The 17,865-nt window shown below is 64.4% G+C and carries 14 protein-coding genes; 2 read left to right on the top strand and 12 right to left on the bottom strand.

Annotated features, from left to right (window positions below):
• Positions 1-290: 290 nt before the first annotated feature.
• Positions 291-1,118, bottom strand: a complete 828-nt coding sequence (locus AC27L4_RS12910; RefSeq protein ID WP_487142585.1) for a phosphate/phosphite/phosphonate ABC transporter substrate-binding protein — start codon at positions 1,116-1,118, stop codon at positions 291-293.
• Entirely contained in the window at positions 1,115-1,753 is a 639-nt protein-coding gene (gene nthA / locus AC27L4_RS12905) for a nitrile hydratase subunit alpha (RefSeq protein WP_487142584.1), read from the bottom strand. The genes AC27L4_RS12910 and nthA overlap by 4 nt, the downstream gene beginning before the upstream one ends.
• 113 nt (positions 1,754-1,866) lie before the next feature.
• On the opposite strand from nthA, the gene AC27L4_RS12900 reads away from it, so the two are divergent.
• Positions 1,867-2,157 (top strand): YggT family protein, encoded by a 291-nt coding sequence (locus AC27L4_RS12900; protein WP_487142582.1) that lies wholly within the window; start codon positions 1,867-1,869, stop codon positions 2,155-2,157.
• A 3-nt stretch (positions 2,158-2,160) separates the two neighbouring features.
• A complete protein-coding gene (locus AC27L4_RS12895) occupies positions 2,161-2,484 on the top strand; it encodes a DUF167 family protein (protein ID WP_487142581.1) in 324 nt (107 codons plus the stop codon).
• A 79-nt stretch (positions 2,485-2,563) separates the two neighbouring features.
• Here AC27L4_RS12895 and AC27L4_RS12890 read toward each other — a convergent pair whose 3' ends face one another.
• From AC27L4_RS12890 to AC27L4_RS12845, 10 genes are all read right to left on the bottom strand, one after another.
• Positions 2,564-2,899, bottom strand: coding sequence for a hypothetical protein (locus AC27L4_RS12890; RefSeq protein ID WP_487142580.1), 336 nt, complete (start codon positions 2,897-2,899; stop codon positions 2,564-2,566).
• A 19-nt stretch (positions 2,900-2,918) separates the two neighbouring features.
• Positions 2,919-3,494, bottom strand: coding sequence for an NADPH-dependent FMN reductase (locus AC27L4_RS12885; RefSeq protein WP_487142579.1), 576 nt, complete (start codon positions 3,492-3,494; stop codon positions 2,919-2,921).
• Positions 3,491-4,360 carry an acyl-CoA thioesterase II gene (gene tesB / locus AC27L4_RS12880; protein ID WP_487142578.1) on the bottom strand — a complete coding sequence of 290 codons (870 nt, stop codon included), beginning with the start codon at positions 4,358-4,360 and terminating at the stop codon, positions 3,491-3,493. The genes AC27L4_RS12885 and tesB overlap by 4 nt, the downstream gene beginning before the upstream one ends.
• Before the next feature lie 166 nt (positions 4,361-4,526).
• Positions 4,527-7,820: a Swt1 family HEPN domain-containing protein gene (locus AC27L4_RS12875; RefSeq protein ID WP_487142577.1), complete on the bottom strand. Its 3,294-nt coding sequence runs from the start codon at positions 7,818-7,820 to the stop codon at positions 4,527-4,529.
• Between the two features lie 13 nt (positions 7,821-7,833).
• The gene (locus AC27L4_RS12870; RefSeq protein ID WP_487142576.1) at positions 7,834-10,671 is read right to left on the bottom strand and encodes a DUF1156 domain-containing protein; all 2,838 of its coding nucleotides are present in this window, start codon (positions 10,669-10,671) and stop codon (positions 7,834-7,836) included.
• Positions 10,668-11,378 (bottom strand): hypothetical protein, encoded by a 711-nt coding sequence (locus AC27L4_RS12865; RefSeq protein WP_487142574.1) that lies wholly within the window; start codon positions 11,376-11,378, stop codon positions 10,668-10,670. The genes AC27L4_RS12870 and AC27L4_RS12865 overlap by 4 nt, the downstream gene beginning before the upstream one ends.
• Before the next feature lie 115 nt (positions 11,379-11,493).
• Complete coding sequence (locus AC27L4_RS12860; protein WP_487142573.1) at positions 11,494-11,727, bottom strand: hypothetical protein; 234 nt, start codon at positions 11,725-11,727, stop codon at positions 11,494-11,496.
• Between the two features lie 83 nt (positions 11,728-11,810).
• The gene (locus AC27L4_RS12855; RefSeq protein WP_487142572.1) at positions 11,811-13,475 is read right to left on the bottom strand and encodes an ATP-binding protein; all 1,665 of its coding nucleotides are present in this window, start codon (positions 13,473-13,475) and stop codon (positions 11,811-11,813) included.
• Positions 13,472-16,975: a helicase-related protein gene (locus tag AC27L4_RS12850; RefSeq protein ID WP_487142571.1), complete on the bottom strand. Its 3,504-nt coding sequence runs from the start codon at positions 16,973-16,975 to the stop codon at positions 13,472-13,474. The genes AC27L4_RS12855 and AC27L4_RS12850 overlap by 4 nt, the downstream gene beginning before the upstream one ends.
• Positions 16,976-16,997: 22 nt before the next feature.
• Positions 16,998-17,861 carry a BrxR family helix-turn-helix transcriptional regulator gene (locus tag AC27L4_RS12845; RefSeq protein WP_487142569.1) on the bottom strand — a complete coding sequence of 288 codons (864 nt, stop codon included), beginning with the start codon at positions 17,859-17,861 and terminating at the stop codon, positions 16,998-17,000.
• Between the last annotated feature and the right edge of the window lie 4 nt (positions 17,862-17,865).

Here is a 17,865-nt window from a genome sequence, read left to right as displayed (position 1 = left end):
CGCGTCTTTGCGACTTGACGCGAGTCCGTCAAATCGCAAAGCGCTCTGGCGCCGCGCGGGACCCGGTCCCGTCGTCGGATCGTTCGAGCATGGTGAAGGGTCGGGGCATGTCCCGGCCCTTTTTCATGTGCGCCCGGCATGGGCGCACTCTTGCGGGCGCAAGTCCCGCCGTGAGCTGGTCACGGCGAGCGAAGTGAAGCGCAACTGCGTGAGGGCGACCGAGCGTGGAGAGAAAGCCTGGATCGAAGCTGCGGGCCGATGGCCAAGAACCGGATAGAGGCGACGCCGCCTCACGCGGGCAGGGGATATCCCGCCGCCTTGGCCTCGCGGTCCCAGTCCAGGGTCGTGGCGAAGTCGGCCGGCCCGACCGGAGAAAAGCCGGCGAGGCACAGCGCCTCGCCCAGGGGCGGGAACCAGGGCTGGGCGCTCGCCGCCGCGAAGGCCGCCCGCATCCGCGCCACCTCGCCGGCCGGCACGCCCGGCGCGGCGACGAAGGCCGGGATCGGCGCCAGATCCGTCGAGGCGAGGATGCGGATGCCGGCAGTCAGCTCCGGCCGGTATTTCTCGATCAGCAGCCGCCAATAGCCGTCGAGCGGGCCGATGTCGATGTCGCCCGCCAGCACCGCGTCGAGGATGCGCCGGGCCGTGACGAGATGGCCGCGGACCTCGCCGTAGAGCGCCGGGCGTTCCGGCGTGCGATAGGCGAGGAGATGGTGGCGCAAGGCGTTGAAGCCGGAATGGGAATGCTCCACCGTCCAGCCGAGCCGGCCGCCGAACGTGTCCTCCAGCCGGCGCCAGGGGCTGTCCTTGCGGACGATCAGGTCGGAGCGATAGAGTGCCCGCCCGCCGGCCCAGCCGGCGGCGGGGACGGGCGCGGCGATCGGCGTCACCTCCGACAGCCCGAGGGCGATGGGATAGCCGCACATGAAGACGCAGCCGAGATCCCGCCGCTCCCAGAGCACCTCCATCGGCTGCGGCGCGGGGTAGGGCACGTAGTCGTAGGCGACCTCGGCCATGGCGAAGACCCGGGCGAGCATGTCCTGCCAGGCAGCCTCGGCTTCCGGCACGACCGCATACATCCGGGCATTGGCGATGAAGCCCACGGATGCGGGGCTCACAGGCCGCCCGGCTGGATCGCCAGGCCGGTGCCGATCATCGAGTCGCGGGTGACGAGCTGGGCCAGCGCCATCTCGCTCCAGCCCCTGGTGCCGTCCGGGCGGCGGGGGATGACGAGGTAGCGCAGCTCGGCCGTCGAGTCCCAGACGCGGATCTCGGTGTCGGCCGGCAGCGTCACGCCGAATTCCTCGAGCACGCCGCGCGGGTCGATCACCGCGCGCGAGCGGTAGGGCGCCGACTTGTACCAGACCGGCGGCAGGCCGAGCACGGACCAGGGGTAGCAGGAGCACAGGGTGCAGACGACCATGTTGTGCACGCCGGCCTCGTTCTCGACCGCGCGCATATGCTCGCCCTGCCGGCCGGAATAGCCGAGCGAGGCGATGGCGGCGGTGGCGTCCTCGAGGAGCCAGGCCTTGAACTCGGGGTCGACCCAGGCATGGGCCACCACGTGGGCGCCGTTGCGCGGGCCGACCTTGGTCTCGTAGGTGTCGATATAGACGTCGAGCGCGGCCGGATCGACATAGCCCTTGGCCACCAGCAGCGCCTCCAGCGCCTTGACGCGCTCGGCCATCGGCGATGGCGGCGCGCCGTGATGATGGTCGTCGTGGTCGTGGTGGTGAGGATCGTGCTGGCTCATGCCTGAGCTTTGCAGAGTTTCGCCATCCCGGCAATCGTGTCGTCACGCGCCCTTGCCGGCTTGCGGCGCGATCGTTAGATCACAGGCCGACCTTTCGCCAACCGGACAGATCCATGCGGGCCATCCTCGACATCGTTCTCCTCGTCATCGATCTCTACCAGTATGTCCTGATCGCGGCGGCGGTCATGTCGTGGTTGATCGCCTTCAACGTCGTCAACCTGCGCAACCAGTTCGTCTCGACGGTGTACGACCTGCTCTATCGCCTGACCGAGCCGCTGCTGGCGCCGATCCGGCGCCGGCTGCCGCCCTTCGGCGGGCTCGACCTGTCGTTTATCGTGCTGTTCCTGCTGGTGATCCTGGTGCAGCGCATGATCATCTACTACGTCTACCCCAACGTGTTCTGAGCCTTGGCGGGCGAGCCGGCCTGGCGCCCGACGGCCGAGGGCCTGGCGCTGACCGTGCGGCTGACGCCGCGCGGCGGGCGCGATGCGGTCGACGGCCTGGAGGTGCTGTCGGACGGGCGGGCGGTGCTTGCCGCCCGCGTCCGCGCCGCGCCGACCGAGGGCGAGGCGAACGCGGCGCTGATCGCGCTGCTGGCCAAGGCGCTCAAGCTGCCGAAATCGCGCCTGTCGCTCGCTGCCGGCGCCACCAGCCGGGTGAAGGTGCTGGCGATCGAAGGCGACGGCGCCGCGCTGATCGAGGCGCTGCGGCGGCTGACAGAGCGCGGCTAGAGCAAAGCGCGTTTTGGTGGAAACGTGCGTTGCTCTAACCCCTTGTTTCGACGCGTCTTTGCGACTTGACGCGATTCCGTCAAATCGCAAAACGCTTTAGGCGCCGGTTGGGGATAAGGGGTTCCGGTATCGATTGGCCGCGACTTTTCAGCTCATCATGGCCGGGTTTGACTCGGCCATGATGAGCGAAATCGAACTCGATTTCGCTGCGAACGCGACGGCGGCGGGTCCGGCGCACCCTTGGCAGGTGCCCCTTTTCTGCGCCAACGATGGTCGCGTGGATGGCCGGATCAAGTCCGGCCATGACGGCTGAGAGGGCATCGCCCTTTCCGGCAGCGACGTGGTCCGTCTCTATCTTAGCGCCTATGGGATCAGGTCCGGCCATGACGGCCCGGTTGGTGCCGTCTTCCGACATGACGCCTCAGGACGCACCGTCACGGCCCGGGCGCGAGGCTCCTCTGGGCTGCGACGAAGGCCGAAAACCCCTTCAGGAACTGGCGCAGCTGCTCCTCGACCTTGGCGTCGTGGAGGAGGCCGGCGTCGTCGAACACGGTGCGGGCGCGCGAGACCAGGAGGCGGCCGTCGAGCCAGGGGCGCGTCGCCAGGGTGCGCAGCACCGACAGCCAGGCGTTCTGGCTGAGGATGGTGCCGAAGCCGCCGGGCGAGGCGCCGATCATGGCGACGGGGCGGCCGTGGAACACGTCGGGCACGCCCGGCGTCGGGCTGGACAGCCAGTCGACGGCGTTCTTGAACACGCCCGGCATCGAGTTGTTGTATTCGGGCGTGACCAGGAGCAGGCCGTCGGCGGCCAGGATCGCCCGCTTCAGCCGCAGCACCGCCTCCGGCGTGCCCTCGGCACGCTCGACGTCGGCGTCGTAGAGCGGGATGCCGTGGATGGTATGGGCTTCGAGCGTGGCGCCCTCCGGCATCAGCAGGGTGGCGGCGCGCAGCAGCGCCGTGTTGAAGGAGCCCTTGCGCAGGCTTCCCGAAATGCCGACCAGTCTGGTCATGCCGGTTTCTCCTGTCGTGGCCGCACCAGCCCCTCCTGCGCCACCGATGCGATCAGCCTGCCGTTCTGCCAGATCTGGCCGCGGGCAAAGCCGCGTGCCCCGCCGGTGAACGGACTCTCCTGGGCGTAGAGCAGCCACTCGTCCATCTTGAACGGAGCATGGAACCACAGCGCATGGTCGATCGAGGCGGCCTGCACGTCGGGGTCGAACACGCTCTTGCCGTGGGCCACCAGCGTGGTGTCGAGCAGCGTCATGTCCGAGGCATAGGCCAGCACCGCCTCGTGCACGGTCGGGTCCGGCGGCAGCGGCCCGGCGGCACGGATCCAGATGTACTGGCGCGCCTCCTGCGGGATGCGCGCGACATAGCGCGTGAGGTCGACCGGGCGCAGCTCGATCGGCCGCTCGCGCTCCCAGTAGTCGCGGATGTTCTTGGGCAGCAGATCCATGAAGCGCTGGCGCAGATCGGCGTCGCTCGGCAACTGGTCCGGCCGCGGCACCTCCGGCATGGCCGGCTGGTGCGCCCAGCCGTCCTCGTGGCGCTGGTAGGAGCAGGACAGGGCGAAGATCGCCTCGCCGTGCTGCACGCCGACGACGCGGCGCGTGGCGAAGCTCTTGCCGTCGCGGATGCGGTCGACCTGGTAGATGATCGGCACGGACGGGTCGCCCGGCCGCATGAAATAGCCGTGCAGCGAATGCACGCGCCGGGTGTCGTCGACCGTGCGGGTGGCGGCGACCAGCGCCTGGCTGATGACGAGGCCGCCGAACACGCGCTGCCAGCCCACCTGCGGGCTGGTGCCGCGGTAGAGGTTGCGCTCGAGCGGCTCGAGGTCGAGGATCGAGAGGAGGTTGGCGACAGGGTCCGACATGGGCGCTCCGTTGGGCCCCGCGAATGCAGACGCGCGGCGCGCGGAAGTCAAGCCGTGCCGAAGTCGCCGTTGCATCGAGAGCCGGTCCCGCCGGGCGTTCGATGCCGTCTTCGGCGACGATCAGTCCCGCCTGGGCAAGGATCGAGGCGGCAGAAGCCCGCCGCCGCTACCTGATCTCCTTCTCGATGAAGCCGAGCGTGTTGGCGTTTTCGACCAGCGTTCGCACCTTTGCGCGATCAAGACCCGCTGGAACCTCTGCCACGATCTCCAGCTTGAGCTCGACCTCGCTGCCCGGCAGCGTCGTGAGCTGCTCGACGATCGCCTCGACAATCTGATGGATGTCCCTCGCCGGTCGCTCCGGCGAGATCATCACCGTGCCGGTGAATCGGGTCGGCTTCCTTTCCGCCGGAGGCGTGGCGGGGCCCCCACCCGTGGGAGGCCCGCCGGGTGCTGGCGCATCCTCGTCAAATCCTGTTCCGCTGCCGGTCGGCCGCGGCTGTACCGGCTTCGGACGGTGTGCCTCGGCCACATCGGGCCTCACGATGACGCTGTCGCTGTCGATGACGATCGCCGCGCTCCCCGCTTGCTCGATCGCCAGCCCCAGATAGGTGTTCGACTTCTCGTCCCATCGCTCGGCATAGGCGAACGGGCCGGGCAGCATGCTGCTCACGGCCGCCTGCACGGCCTTGATGAGAACGTCCTGATTCTTCAGGCGCGGCAGGTAGACATAGCGGTTGAGGTACGCCCGCAGGTCCTTCAGCGACAGATGCGGCTTGCCGTTCCAGATGTATTTCTGAAGGTCCCGATCCAGGCGCGTCGGTCCGAGCTCCGTGAGCAGCCCTTCCTCGGCCAGGAGCTTCTTGCTGGCCCGCGCCAGCAGCCCATCCTGCGCCGGGATCCTGCCCGACACCCATTCGACGTCGGCCTGGGCGCTCTCCTGCGCCGGGTAGTGCAGGTAGCACCAAGCCTCCTTCATGCGCGTCTTCATCGTCTCGTTCGCCTCGGCCAGTTTGGCCTTGGCGAGCGCGCTGTCGCTCTGGGTCAGGTTGAGCCGTTCCGTGTCCCGGACGATATCCCCCCAGGCCAGGGCGGCCCGCACGGCGTCCTTCAGATTGTCGAGCTGGCGCGCGTCTGCGGCGATGAACACCAGCATGTTGCGGTAGACGCGCGGCGTGCTGCCGCGCTGCATCAGGATGTCCTTGGCCTCGACCAGCGCCTCGGACCCCTCGCGGCCATTGTGCGGATGCGCGACGCCCAGCACGACAGCACGCACGCCTCCGGCTTCATCCGGCACCTCGGCCGACGACGCAGGCGCGACCTGCACGGCGTCGAAATGCCCGCGATCCGCCAGGCCGTTCACATACTTGCCCAACTCGCCGTCGACCGTCATCAGGACGAGCGCGGTTTCGATCTGCGCCGCCTTGTCCGCCGCGATACGGTTGAGGCTCGCCGACATCGAGTACCAATGGCGGCCGAGATCGGCGTGCATGAACTTGGCCTGGTTGGTCAGCCGCCGGAGCGCATCGCCGAAGATCGACGGGCGTTCGCCGGGCTGCACGACGCCGAGATTGATCTGCTTGTCGTCGAGGCCGGTGTTCTGCTGCTGGTGCGTCGGCGCCGTGCCCATGAAGATCGCACGGGCGACCCGCCGGGTCGCCGAGTAGCGGTTCAGGTTGGGAGCCGACTGGTCGATCCTGTACGGCGTGGACGCCGTGCCGTCGACGTCGCCGGCGATGATCGACTGCCAGGTCACGTCGAGATAGTGCAGCAGTTCCGGCTCCACCCGCGGCGAGCTGACCGCGACGCTGCCCGGCATGATCATCACCGATGGGTCGCCGCTCATCCAGAGCTCGTGGATGGCCTGCGCCATCAGCCGCAGAACGCCGCGCGTGCGCTGGAATTTTTCGAGCGATCCCCAGCTCGTATAGAGCTGGTCGAACAGCTCGGGATGGATCGGATAGGCCTTCTCCAGCTTGCGCCGGTAGTCCTCATCCGCGCAGCCATGCGGGAAGTCGTTGGCATTCTCCCGATAGAGCTTGGCGAACTGCTTCAGCGTGTTGTCGCGGTGATGGAACCTGTCGCCGGGGATGTCCTTGAACAGCCGCCGCCGGACGATCTCGTAGCTCTCTTCCTGGCTCGCCGGCCGCCAGGACGATTCGACGCGACTGAAGGTCTGCTTGAGGCGGGCCAGAGCTTCCTGGCCGCCTTCGCCGCCGACCTCGATCTGGGATGCCGGCAGGGAGGCGACCAGCAACGTGCCGGGGCTGGCCTTGACCGCCTCGGTCAGCGACTGGACGAAGGAGAGGTTCGCATCGAACGAGCCGGACGGCAACCCTTCGACCCTGTAGATCTGCCTGAGATAGGCGACCCATTCGTCGATCAGGATCAGGCACGGCGCATATGCCTTGAAGAGCGCCTCGAGCAGGTTCGAGCCCGGCGCGATGCCGCTGGCGTCGTTCGCCGCCACCATGTCGAAGGCTTCGGCGCCGCCGAGCTGCCAGGCCAGCTCGCCCCAGGTCGTGCGGATCTTGCGGCCACCCTCGGCGTTGAGGACGTCCTGCGGCCCCCGCGATGTGCCGACGAGCACCGCGCGGTTGATGCCCCGCGGCACGGCCAGCCCGTGCTTGTCGAGCAACTGGTCCAGCCCCGACAAGTCCTGGACCGGCGTCGGCCCCGCCATGTGATAGAGCGCCAGCATCGAGTGGGTCTTGCCGCCGCCGAAATTGGTTTGCAGCTCGACCACCGGATCGCCGCTGCTGCCGGAGAGCCGCTTGGCAGCGCCGATCAGGAGCGCGCTCAATCCCTCGGTCAGGTAGGTCCGGCTGAAGAACTGCCTGGGATCGCGATACTCGGCGGGCGCGCTGCCCGAATGCACCTTGGCGAGATCGGCCGCGAACTCGGCCTGCTGAAACTCGCCGGTGGCGACATCCTGGTGCGGCTCGACCACGTCGCGCCAAGGCAGCAGGCCCGCCACGGTCTCGACCGAGATTTCAAGACGCTGGGTTTTCCGCCGCTCCTCATTGCGCGCCAGCTCGGTGAACTTCGTGCGCAGGATGGTGTCGCGCATCCGCCCCACCTCTGCCGCGGCGGGACCGGCGCTCACCGCTTCCAGCAAACGCCGCAGCGTGTCGAGCGCCCGTTCGGCGTCGTCGTAGGTGAAGTTGTCATTGTGGGAGAGCCGGTTACGAACTTCGATCAGCTCGTTCACATAGGTTCGCTCCTGCTTGCCGAGCGTCTTGGCGAAGACCTCCATCCAGAGCACGTTCATGACCTTGAGCAGCGATTGCTGGTCCCAGGTCATGCTTCCCTGGCCGCGTGCCGCCCCATGCACGCGCTGAACCACCTCGATGGGCCATTGCGCGCCATAGGCCGCTTCCAGACGCTTCTCGACGAACGGGGTCAGCGCTTCTGGGAGAAGCTCCATCCCCTCAAAGACATATTGGCGCGTGCTCTTGGCCACGTCCCGTCCCCCCTCAGATATCCAGCCGGATCTGACGATCCCCGCTCGTGTCATGAATCACCGCCGCCTGCCGCGTCAGCTCGGCCCAGTCGGCGATCAAGGCGTTGTAGGCCGTGGCCTCCTTCGCATCCTTCCGCTTGTTGGCGCTGATGTCGTAGAGGCAGTAGGCGAGGTCCTTTACCGCCTCGGCGTGCGGACCGATCTTCTTCAGCAGGACGGCCGTGTCATGCGAGAGGCCGTCCTTCTCATGGCTTTTGACGAGGTGCTGGAGGCATTCCCACACCGTCAGATGGCCGTCGCGCTCCGGTTCCCAATCCTCGTCAAGCTCGTCGCGCGACAGGATGCGGACCTTGCCGGCAGCGCTGTCCACGATCCCGGCGTGCTTGACGCTCTCGACCGAGATGCCGCGCGCCGTGGCGATGCTGTTGGCGGTGCCGTAGTCGCCTGCCTTCAACCCGTTCTGCTCGAACCAGGTGATGGCGAAGCGGGTGTCGGCGTCGAACTCGCCCTGGATGCCTCCAAGGTATTCGTCCAGCTCTCGGTTGATGAGTTGGAGCGCGGTCTTGACGCCCATCGGGGCATCATCGGATTCGAGGACGGCCCTGTAGCGTGAAAAGACACCCATGCCGGGACCGATAGCTGATTGCGGCATATCAGCTGGGGCAATGTTGGCGGCCTGAAGCTCGGCAATCGCAGGGGGTAGTTCGCGTTTCAGGGCGCGGATGAACTCGGCACGAGTGATGACATCAGCTGTGGGGTGCTTCTTACGGCAGACGAGGACAACCGAGTTCGCAAGCGCGTTGGTACCCGAGGCGACCATACGGTTCGCCATTTCCGTACGCAGCGGCCATGTGCCAACTACAGCGTAGCCTGCCTCGACCACCGCTTGCAGGAAGGTTGCCCAGCCAGTGGAACTGATGCCTTCCTGTTCGATCTCGCTCTGCTTGAAGGCGTAGTAAATCGTGGCGGGAAATTTGGGGGAGGACTGCCTCGCCATGTTCGCGATCGCGTCGCGCATTCCTTCTAGAAAGAACTTATCCGCGGCCTCTCTGCTTCCATGGCGATATTGAGTTGCGACAAGCTCCTCGGCCTTGGGTGTCGCCATGACACTAAAGCTATCGGGAAATACGCAATGTATCGATTGCTTCATCCAGGAAAAAAAGAAATCCGATAAATCGGCGTAACCAATATTGTCATAGTATGGAGGATCAGTGGATATTATTATACCAGTCGGGTACTGTACGGTTTGAGCATCTATCTGGCGCTCAACGCCTGCCGCAGCCGGAACGAATTTCTCAATGACCTTCGTTACCCATTCTATGTTACTGATAAAATTGCCACTGGCACCTGAGAACGGGTTGCCTTCAGCAAAATCCCATGTCATCGGGATTGCTTGCCGACCGAATGTGTTTCTCAAGGCTTCCATCTTAGGGGATGAATCCCAAGTACATAGGGTAGATCCTCGATCGGCCGATCGATTGATTGCGAACGCCAAATATACGCTAATTGCCTCCGCATATGCGAGCGCCCCCGTTCCTCCATCACGTAGCGATGTAGGATCATCGGCATACCCAGCGTTGATCGTATCACGTCGAACTTCGCTGCGAAGCGCATCAAGCAAATTGCTAAACGTGCTCAAAGTGAGAATCTGCCGATCTGAGAACAGATGACCCCAGGTCGACAATCCATAGGCGGAGCAGACGCCTCCCGTGATCATCGCTCGAGTCGGCGTACCACCGGAGAGGTAGGTGTCTCTCGCGACGTTTACCTCGTTATAAGCGCCAGCGCATTCTGCAAGGCGTTGCATATCGTCAGTGGGATCACAGTAGATTCTGCCATTTTTGCCTTCGCAAACCACAGCCATGAGCTTCGCGCCGAGCCGACCCGCCTTCCCCTCGTCCCTAATATAGTCTCGGGTAATAGGTGTCTTGGAGAGCAGACAGATAAAGTCTTGAGCCTTTCCCGCTTTTGTTCCGATGGATGCAGCGGATAATTCATCCTTTGAGATATTCGAATTCTTGATCTTGAATACATAAGTTCCTCTCCCGCGATCGACTATCGGGGAAATTATGGTTTCGCGCCCCTTCTTCGATCCCAATACAAAGGAACTGACGAGCGGCACGTGCGTACCACGAAACGCCGGGTCTGGGCTCGCGACGGTTCTCGCCCAAATCCACGCGACTACAGTGGCACTCCCTCCACCTTGCGCTCTAGATAGCTCGACCTTCGGGTATAGATGCCCCACCCGTTTCCAAGCTTCGTCGCAGAGGCGTTTCCCGTAATATCTAACGTCTTCAGCTATATTATCGGCGTTTCGGTAGTGATTTCGCTCTCTGACCGAGGGATGCACAGGTTCGCGGCCGGCGAATCTTGCTGGTACCTCGATCATCGCCTTGCCGATCGTAACGGCGACCGGATTGAGGTCCGATCCATATGCGGTCAAGCCTAGACGTTGAGCCTCCAATGGTATCGACCCTCCCCCCGAGAACGGATCATAGACCGGAGGCAACTCGCCGCCGCAGCTCTTGCGGATTTCCGCCCGCGCGCGTTCCAGCACCTCCTCGTTGGTCGAGTTCTCCCACTGCACCAACTCCTCAATGATGCCGAACAGCCGCTTGCGCTCGGCCTCCTGCGCCTCGGGCGTCAGGAATTTGTCGGGATGGCTCGACGGATCGTCGACAAGCTGGGCGAACAGCACCGCCCGACACGCTGCCAGCGGCCGGCGCGCCCACCACAGATGCAGCGTCGACGGATGCCCGTGCCGGATCGACTTCTCCCGCGTCGATGCCGTGTTGATCGCCTCCAGCGGAATGGCGACTTCGATGAGTTTCTTCTTATATGGGGTGGTCAATCGAAGTCTCCGCTTAATATGGCATCGAGCGTACGGGGTGGCATCGCCGGGAAGCGGTCGTCGGGCAGCGTTTCCCAGAAACGCCGGATCGCATCGGCAACTGTGCATAGGTGGTGCGGTTGCACCCAGATCAAATTGACGCTGTGACAGGAAGGCAGATCGAAGTTCTCGTCGTCCCACGGACGTTGGAAGAGATCGGGAGCTCCTGCTTTCAAATCGTCTGCCGACGAGCCTGCCCCATGCTTAATCACGTTGGCGATCAGGCGACCGAAATCGATATCATCCAAGGCCTTCTTGCAATCATCGGTCAGCCCGTGGAACTGAAGATGTGTCTTCAGCTTGCCGAAATTTGCGTTGTTCAAATCTGGCACCGGCACTGGGCGATTCTTGCGCGCGATCAGCCATTTCACGGATCGTTCCCAATGATGGTATAGGGCCGCGACGGCGAGCGCGGCCACATCCGACTGTGCCGCACGTATCTCATCCTCGAACAGCGCATACAATTCAGCCTTGTATTCACCTTCTTGGAACGAAGGCTCTTCGCTCGTGAAATGCTGACCGTTCAACTCGTCGGAATAGGCCTGAAGTTTGGCGTCCACATCCCCGCACCCAGGCAGCATCCGCAAGCGGATGCTATCCTTCAGCCTGCAAAACTGGGCCAGGAGCCGGTCACGGTGGATGTTCCACGCCGAGTTCGTCATCGGCATCCCCCCGTAGTTCCGGCCCGTTTCATGCGGACGCGATAACGATACGGCGTGCAATCTCTTCGATCGCGACGACATCGCCAGCCCGCGCGTTGTGCGTTTGGAAAATGGTCGACGGTCATCGCGACGCCTGCGCCCGTTCCATCAGGCGTCGCAGGTCGAATTGGATCGCTGTTTCAAGAAGCGACGGCTCCCGCTCGACCAGCGCACGGTCCGCATAGCGCGGCTCATGGACGAAGCCCCTGGTAACGGGTGCGGTCGCCCGAACCGGCTTCTCCCGCGCCGAGGCCGCGTTGACCGCCTCAAGAGGGATGGCAACCTCGATGAGCTTCTTTTTGTACCTGGCCGTCATCATTCCCCCCGCGCGTGGTTCAAAAACAGAGCAACACATTGATATGACGCCATTTAATTGCACGCGTAATGCGGCTGAAAGGTTCAATCCGGTTCAAATGTTCCTCCGTTGTTCCCGGGGCCGGCAAGGAACCATCGTGCTCCCTTGGTCCGGCCTTCGACGCGAATGCGGCCGGCCGCCTTCATGCGTCGGAGCAGCGCGTTGATCTGCGGGCGTGTCTTGTTGGGCAGAACCTGCTCGAACTCGCCCATCGTCGCGCCGATCGCGCCGCAATGGGTGATGTGCTGGATGATGAGCTGCTGGTTGTGCCCCTCGTCCAGTCCCTTGCGGCGTGTGTATTGGCCCGCTTCGCCGACATGCTGGTAGAGAGCTTGGGACAGGATGTAGCGGACGCCGCGCCCTTTGCCGGCCTTTTCAATCACCCCCTGTTCGACGAGGGGGCCAAGGCGAGCCTTCTGCTCGGGGCGAATCGCCTCCCCCGCACGGACCTGATCGAGGATGAGGAAATCGTCCAGGGTCAGCCTCATGCTGCGCTCGCGCGCGAGGCGGTCGAGATATTCGACAAAGCGGGGATTCCGAATCTGCCCATCGAGGACCAGCGAAACCTGGCTTTCGTCGGACCGGCCGTAGTCCGGCCGGTTCTTGCCCTCCTGGATGCAGACACGGAACATCCGGTCCGCTCCCTGACCGGACCGTTCAACCAGGCCGCAATATTGCAAGGCCTCGGCAATACGCCGGTTTCGCGGATTCTGACGATAGATGATGTTGTCCGGCGTGATTCCACTGGGAAAGCCGCCGGGGCTCACAATCTCCAGCCGATCGGGGAACTGCCGAACGAAAATCGAGCGACCGTCACGGTATTCGCGATGGGTTACGGCATTCAGGAGCGCCTCGCGCACCACATCCTCGTTGAAGGCCGGGACCTCGTAGCGGAACATGCCCTCCCGATAGGAGTGTCTTTCGTTGCGGGCGTTGATCTTCTCCCAGACCAGGTTCCCCCACAGGACAAAACCGGCGCGATATTCGGCACGATCCTGATGCCCGATCGAAGCGTCGGTGTTGCGATACTCGAAAATCAGCTCGGCCTGAGGCAGGAGGCGAGCCACGCTGGCCCCCCTTCCAAGCAGCACGAGGGCCGCATAGGTGATCCGTCCGTTGTCGATCAGATGCGCGTCCGCGAGCAGTTGCGCATCGCTCGCTTGCACGAGCGCGTGGTTGCCGCTCTTGCGCACCCACTGCGTCCGGAATTCCGCAATGGCTTCCTCAGCCAGATCGTCGATGGTCGCGTTTTCGCAGATGCGCTGGGAGTAGTCCGGGGACGCTTCCGCGAATATGCGTTCGAGCACCTCGGCTGTCATGGCCACGAGGGATTCGCCCGAGCGCATCAGATACTGCCCGCGATATTCCCGCGGCGTCCCGATCGGCCGGGGCGGGCATGAAAAGCAGAGCACGCGCCCTTCGGGAGTCCTCATCTCGAAGACATCGACACGGAACTTGAGCGTATCCAGAAGGCGCGCCTTGATCTTGTTCAGATCATCGAAGCAGCCCGTTCCAACGATACGTCTCGGCACCTTGTCGGAAACGCCCAGGACAAGATTGCAGCCGCCCTCGTTCGAAAGGGCCACGCAATATCGAAACAAATCCTCGCTGGAGAAGCTGTTCAGGGCTGCCTTGAACTCGAGATTCTCCTTCTCCACGACGCCGAGCGTGGCGCGCAGCTGCTGCTCCGTGGCAATCGCCGCAATCATCGCGGCGTCTCCGCGCGTTCGAGGAGGCGCCGAAGGTCGAACTGGATCGCCGTTTCAAGAAAGGACGGCTCCCGCTCGACCAGCGCCCCACGCACATAGCGCGGCTCATGGGCGAAGCCGCCGGTGACCGGCACGATCGCCAGGATGAACTTTTCCGGCTCGTGCAGCGAGGTGATGACTTCCTGCCGCGTGACCATGAGGGTATCGGCACCGTCGACGCGCCCCTTCACCTCGATGAAACGCAGATGACCCGACTTCGGATTGTGCGAGGCGACGTCGTAGCCGATCTTCTGGGCCGAGACGTCGGCCGGCTCATGCCCCAGCGCGCGTTCGGCCGCCATGACGGCTTCCATTGCGGCGAGTTCGATCTGCCTGCGCGCGGCGGGATCTTCCGCGAAATGGTTCGGGACGCTCGGCGCCCGACGCGCTTCCAGAAGGCCGCGCGGGATGACGACCATGCCGCCCCGCACGCGCGGCGGCTGCGACGAGATGAATCGCTCCCGCTCGAGCTGGTCCAACCGGCGCCTCTGCCGTTCGGCCAGATCCTCGGCCCGGCGCTGGGCATTCTGCCAGTTCACCCGCGTCCGCTTGCCGGCCTTTTCCTCTTCCTTCAGCTCGAAGGCGCGCGAGTCCCAGTAGTTGATCTCCTTCTTGAGCCGGGCGCGAACCTCCTGCTCGACCTTCTCGATCTCCGGCAGGCGCCGCGCCTTGACCTCCGCGACATGGCCCTGGGCCAGTTCGACCGTCGCGAACCGGATGGCGTTCTTCTCCAGATCGGTCGTCAGCCAGCGCTCGTCCAGACAATCGCGCACGCTGGCGACCTCCTCCGCCGTGGCGGGCCGAAGATTGAGGTGCGGCGCGATCCCGGCGTTGACGGTGCGGCCGGCCTTGTCGATGGCGGCGAACTGGAGCCGCTGCGAAATCACATGCGGCTTGCCTGCGCTCGTCGCGCGACCGTCCTGGACGGCGTGTTCGAGCAGGAAGATTGCCGACAGCGCATCACCGGAATCCGTGTCATCGACCAGGATCGCGCCCTGCCGCATGATCTGCTCATAGTGTTCCCGGATCAGGCTGATCACGGCTTCGAGCAGCGGGTGGCCGGGACAGACGAAGGCGGCGACGGGCTGCCGGTTGACCTTGTCCTTCTCGAAACAGATCCGCTCATACTGCTTCTGCAGCGGTGCGCCGGTCCCGATCTGGCGGTCGCGCTCGCGGATGCGCACCGGCACATGGGTGACCTCCCAGCGCCCCTCCTCGCGGCGCTTGAGGCGCCCGCCGAGATGCTGGAAGGCCTCGACGAAGAAGCTCTGGATGTGGTGCGGCTGCAGGCGCAGGGCCTCGGCACGCTCCATTTCGAGCCGCAATTCCTCGACCCGGGCCTCGGGCATGGTGTCATTCGCCAGCGCCCGGCGGCGGAGAAGTTCGAGCAGATGCGCCTGGTCGACCGCGCCATCGACCTGCCGGAAGAGGCGCGCCTTGACCTCTTCCTGCTCGCCGTACTGGATCGCCTCGAACAGAAGATCCTTGAGCGCCGTGCCCTCGAACAGTTCGCCCAGCACGTCATAGACACGGCCGCCCAGCGCCTCGCGCGCCACCTCCAGCTTTTCGAGAAGCCGGGCATAGACCTCTCCCTCGCGCGTGTCGGCCGCAACGAGATTCCAGAGATGGCAGACCTCGGTCTGGCCGATGCGATGGATGCGGCCGAACCGCTGCTCGATCTTGTTCGGATTCCATGGCAGGTCGTAGTTGACCATGAGGTGGCCGCGCTGAAGGTTCACGCCCTCGCCGGCGGCATCGTTGGCGATGAGCACCAGCATGTCCTTGTCCTGCATGAAGCGCTCGACCACCTTGCGCCGCTCCTCGCGCGACACGCCGCCGTGGATCACGTCCACGGCCTCGGGGTTGCCGAGGCGCGCGCGCACCTTGTCGAGCAGGTAGTGGAGCGTGTCCTTGGGCTCGGTGAAGATGATCAGCTTGCGGCGATTGCCGGCAGCGTCGATCATGAGATCGTCATCGAGGATATGGTTGAGCTGGCTCCATTTCGTATCCACGCCGGAACGCAGCACGCCGAGAGCCATCGACTCCAGGCCCTTCAGCGTCTCGACCTCCAGCGCGAGTTGCTCGACCGTCTCGGCCGTCGTCGCGCCCGTCGAGATCAGATCCTCGATCTCGTCGATCTCCTCCTGTCCATATTCCTCGATGTTCCGCAGCACGTCTGGGTTGACCGCCGGCTCGCTGATGCCGGCCCGACGCCCCTTGGCGGCAAGCCGCGCCTCGCCCAGCTCGTTTTCCAGCCGCTCGCGGCGGCGCTTGAGCGACTGGTAGATGGCGGCCGGCGACGATGCGAGGCGCCGCTGGAGGATCTGCAGCGCGAAGCCGACGCTGTTGCGCTTCTTGCCGTCCCCCTCGGCGAAACGCTGCACGCGATTCATCTCGGTGCGCACATATTCGGTGACGGCGGTGTAGAGCGCGGCTTCCCCTTCCGAGAGCTGGTATTTGACGGTGCGCGCCCGCCGCTCGGGGAAGAGCGGCCGGCCATCGAACTTGAGCAGTTCCTCCTTGGTCAGCCGCCGCATCATGTCTGCGGTGTCGGCGTAGTGGACGCCGTCACGGAACCGGCCCTCGAAGCGGTCACCGTCGAGCAGCGCCATGAAGAGCTGGAAATCCTCTTCCTTGCCGTTGTGCGGCGTCGCCGACATGAGCAGCAGGTGCCGGCAGACATGACCCAGCTTCTGTCCGACCTGATAGCGCCGGGTATATTTGACCTCGCCGCCGAAATAGGTGGCCGACATGCGGTGGGCTTCATCGCAGATGACGAGATCCCATTCGCGCGCGCTCATAAGCTTCTCCTGCAGCTCTTCATTGCGCGCCAGCACGTCGAGACGGACGATCAGCCGATCCCGGTCGCTGAACGGATTGCCGGACCGCGACGTCTCGATCATGTCGCGGGAGAGAATGTCGAATTCGAGATTGAACTTCTGGCCGAGCTCGTCCTGCCACTGCTCGACGAGGCTGCCCGGCGCGACGACGAGGCAACGCTCGAGATCGCTGCGCGCGATCAGCTCCTTGATGAGCAGGCCGGCCATGATCGTCTTGCCGGCACCGGGATCGTCGGCGAGGAGGAAGCGCAACGGCTGCCGCGGGAGCATCTCGCCATACACCGCCGAGATCTGGTGCGGCAACGGATCGACCAGGCTCGTGTGGATCGCGAGATAGGGGTCGAAATAATGCGCGAGCTTGATGCGATTGGCCTCTGTCACCAAGCGCAGCAGCGCACCATCGGCATCGAACGACCATGGCCGCCCATTCTGCTCGACCTCCAGGCGGTCCTCGTCGTCCCGGTAGAGAACCGCCTCGGCAACCGTGCCGCTATGATCGCGGTAGACGACATTGATCGCCTGATCACCGATCCAGTCGACGGAGACGACATGCACCGGCTGCACGGACGCAATGCCGCGGACCGACGCGCCGTTCTTTACGTCCTCGAGCCTTGCCCCCATTAGCCGGCGCTCCCCCGTGTCTTCATAGCTGAAGCTCTGCCTTCTCCAACGCGGCCTCAGTCTCCTTGCGGTTAATTACAACAATATGCTGCGTGCGAGCGCTCTGCCTTGCGGCATCGCCGAGCAGGCCAAGTCGCTTCAGAACATAGAACAACATCGCGTGGCGAACCGAGAGGATGCCATTGCCGTGATCGAAGCCATAATCCTTGGCGACGACTTTCTTCTGGCTTTCGGTCAGATCGGGATGCGGCCCGATGACGACGTCGAAATAACTGTTCCACAACCAATCTTGTTCGCCGGTCGCACCGGGATCGCCCTTGTCGCCGACCTCCAGGATGCGCGGCAGAAGGAAGTCCTTGAACTTGTGCTCAAGGTGGCAATAAGCCCGGACATGCCAGCGAAAGCCGTCATAGCCAAAGGCATGCGGTGTGATCCTGCGCCAGATCGGATCCGGACGCATTTTGTTCATCGACTGGTAGAAGATCTCCACGGAGGCGCCCTCGCGCGTGGCGTCGAGGACCTTGCGCAAGACCTGGATATCGATGTCTCGCTTCGGAGTCAGGGCGACGTCGGCTCTGGGAAGTGCCGCGATCCAGGAATCATGAGAGGGGACGGTGCCTTCGACCGCCGAGCGAAGCTGTGCGAGATACACATAAGGATCCGGGTCGAGAAAGCGCAGGACGAACTTCTCGGCAGCGACATAGCGCTTGCCCCGCGGGTCGTATTCCATGTTCCCGGGCGCTCGCTCCTGGTAGAGCGTCAGGTCCTTTGACGCCTGCGGAACCGACACGCCGAAAAATTCCACGATGTCGACGCGGTTGATCGAACCCTCCCAGAACAGGCGGAACTCGATAAACTCAAGCCGTTGTTCGACGCCCCAGCGCACGCGT

This window comes from Labrys sp. Lb11, assembly GCF_057554225.1.
The sequence above is the reverse complement of the archived record's forward strand: the minus strand, read 5'-3'. Positions and strand labels throughout refer to the sequence as shown.

What these genes read in the sequence shown, in the direction of transcription:
- AC27L4_RS12885 (WP_487142579.1), bottom strand. Translation starts at nt 3,494, where the DNA reads ATGACCAGACTGGTCGGCATTTCGGGAAGCCTGCGCAAGGGCTCCTTC.
- AC27L4_RS12855 (WP_487142572.1), bottom strand. Translation starts at nt 13,475, where the DNA reads ATGATTGCGGCGATTGCCACGGAGCAGCAGCTGCGCGCCACGCTCGGC.
- AC27L4_RS12865 (WP_487142574.1), bottom strand. Translation starts at nt 11,378, where the DNA reads ATGCCGATGACGAACTCGGCGTGGAACATCCACCGTGACCGGCTCCTG.
- AC27L4_RS12850 (WP_487142571.1), bottom strand. Translation starts at nt 16,975, where the DNA reads ATGGGGGCAAGGCTCGAGGACGTAAAGAACGGCGCGTCGGTCCGCGGC.
- AC27L4_RS12860 (WP_487142573.1), bottom strand. Translation starts at nt 11,727, where the DNA reads ATGACGGCCAGGTACAAAAAGAAGCTCATCGAGGTTGCCATCCCTCTT.
- AC27L4_RS12890 (WP_487142580.1), bottom strand. Translation starts at nt 2,899, where the DNA reads ATGTCGGAAGACGGCACCAACCGGGCCGTCATGGCCGGACCTGATCCC.
- nthA (WP_487142584.1), bottom strand. Translation starts at nt 1,753, where the DNA reads ATGAGCCAGCACGATCCTCACCACCACGACCACGACGACCATCATCAC.
- AC27L4_RS12900 (WP_487142582.1), top strand. Translation starts at nt 1,867, where the DNA reads ATGCGGGCCATCCTCGACATCGTTCTCCTCGTCATCGATCTCTACCAG.
- tesB (WP_487142578.1), bottom strand. Translation starts at nt 4,360, where the DNA reads ATGTCGGACCCTGTCGCCAACCTCCTCTCGATCCTCGACCTCGAGCCG.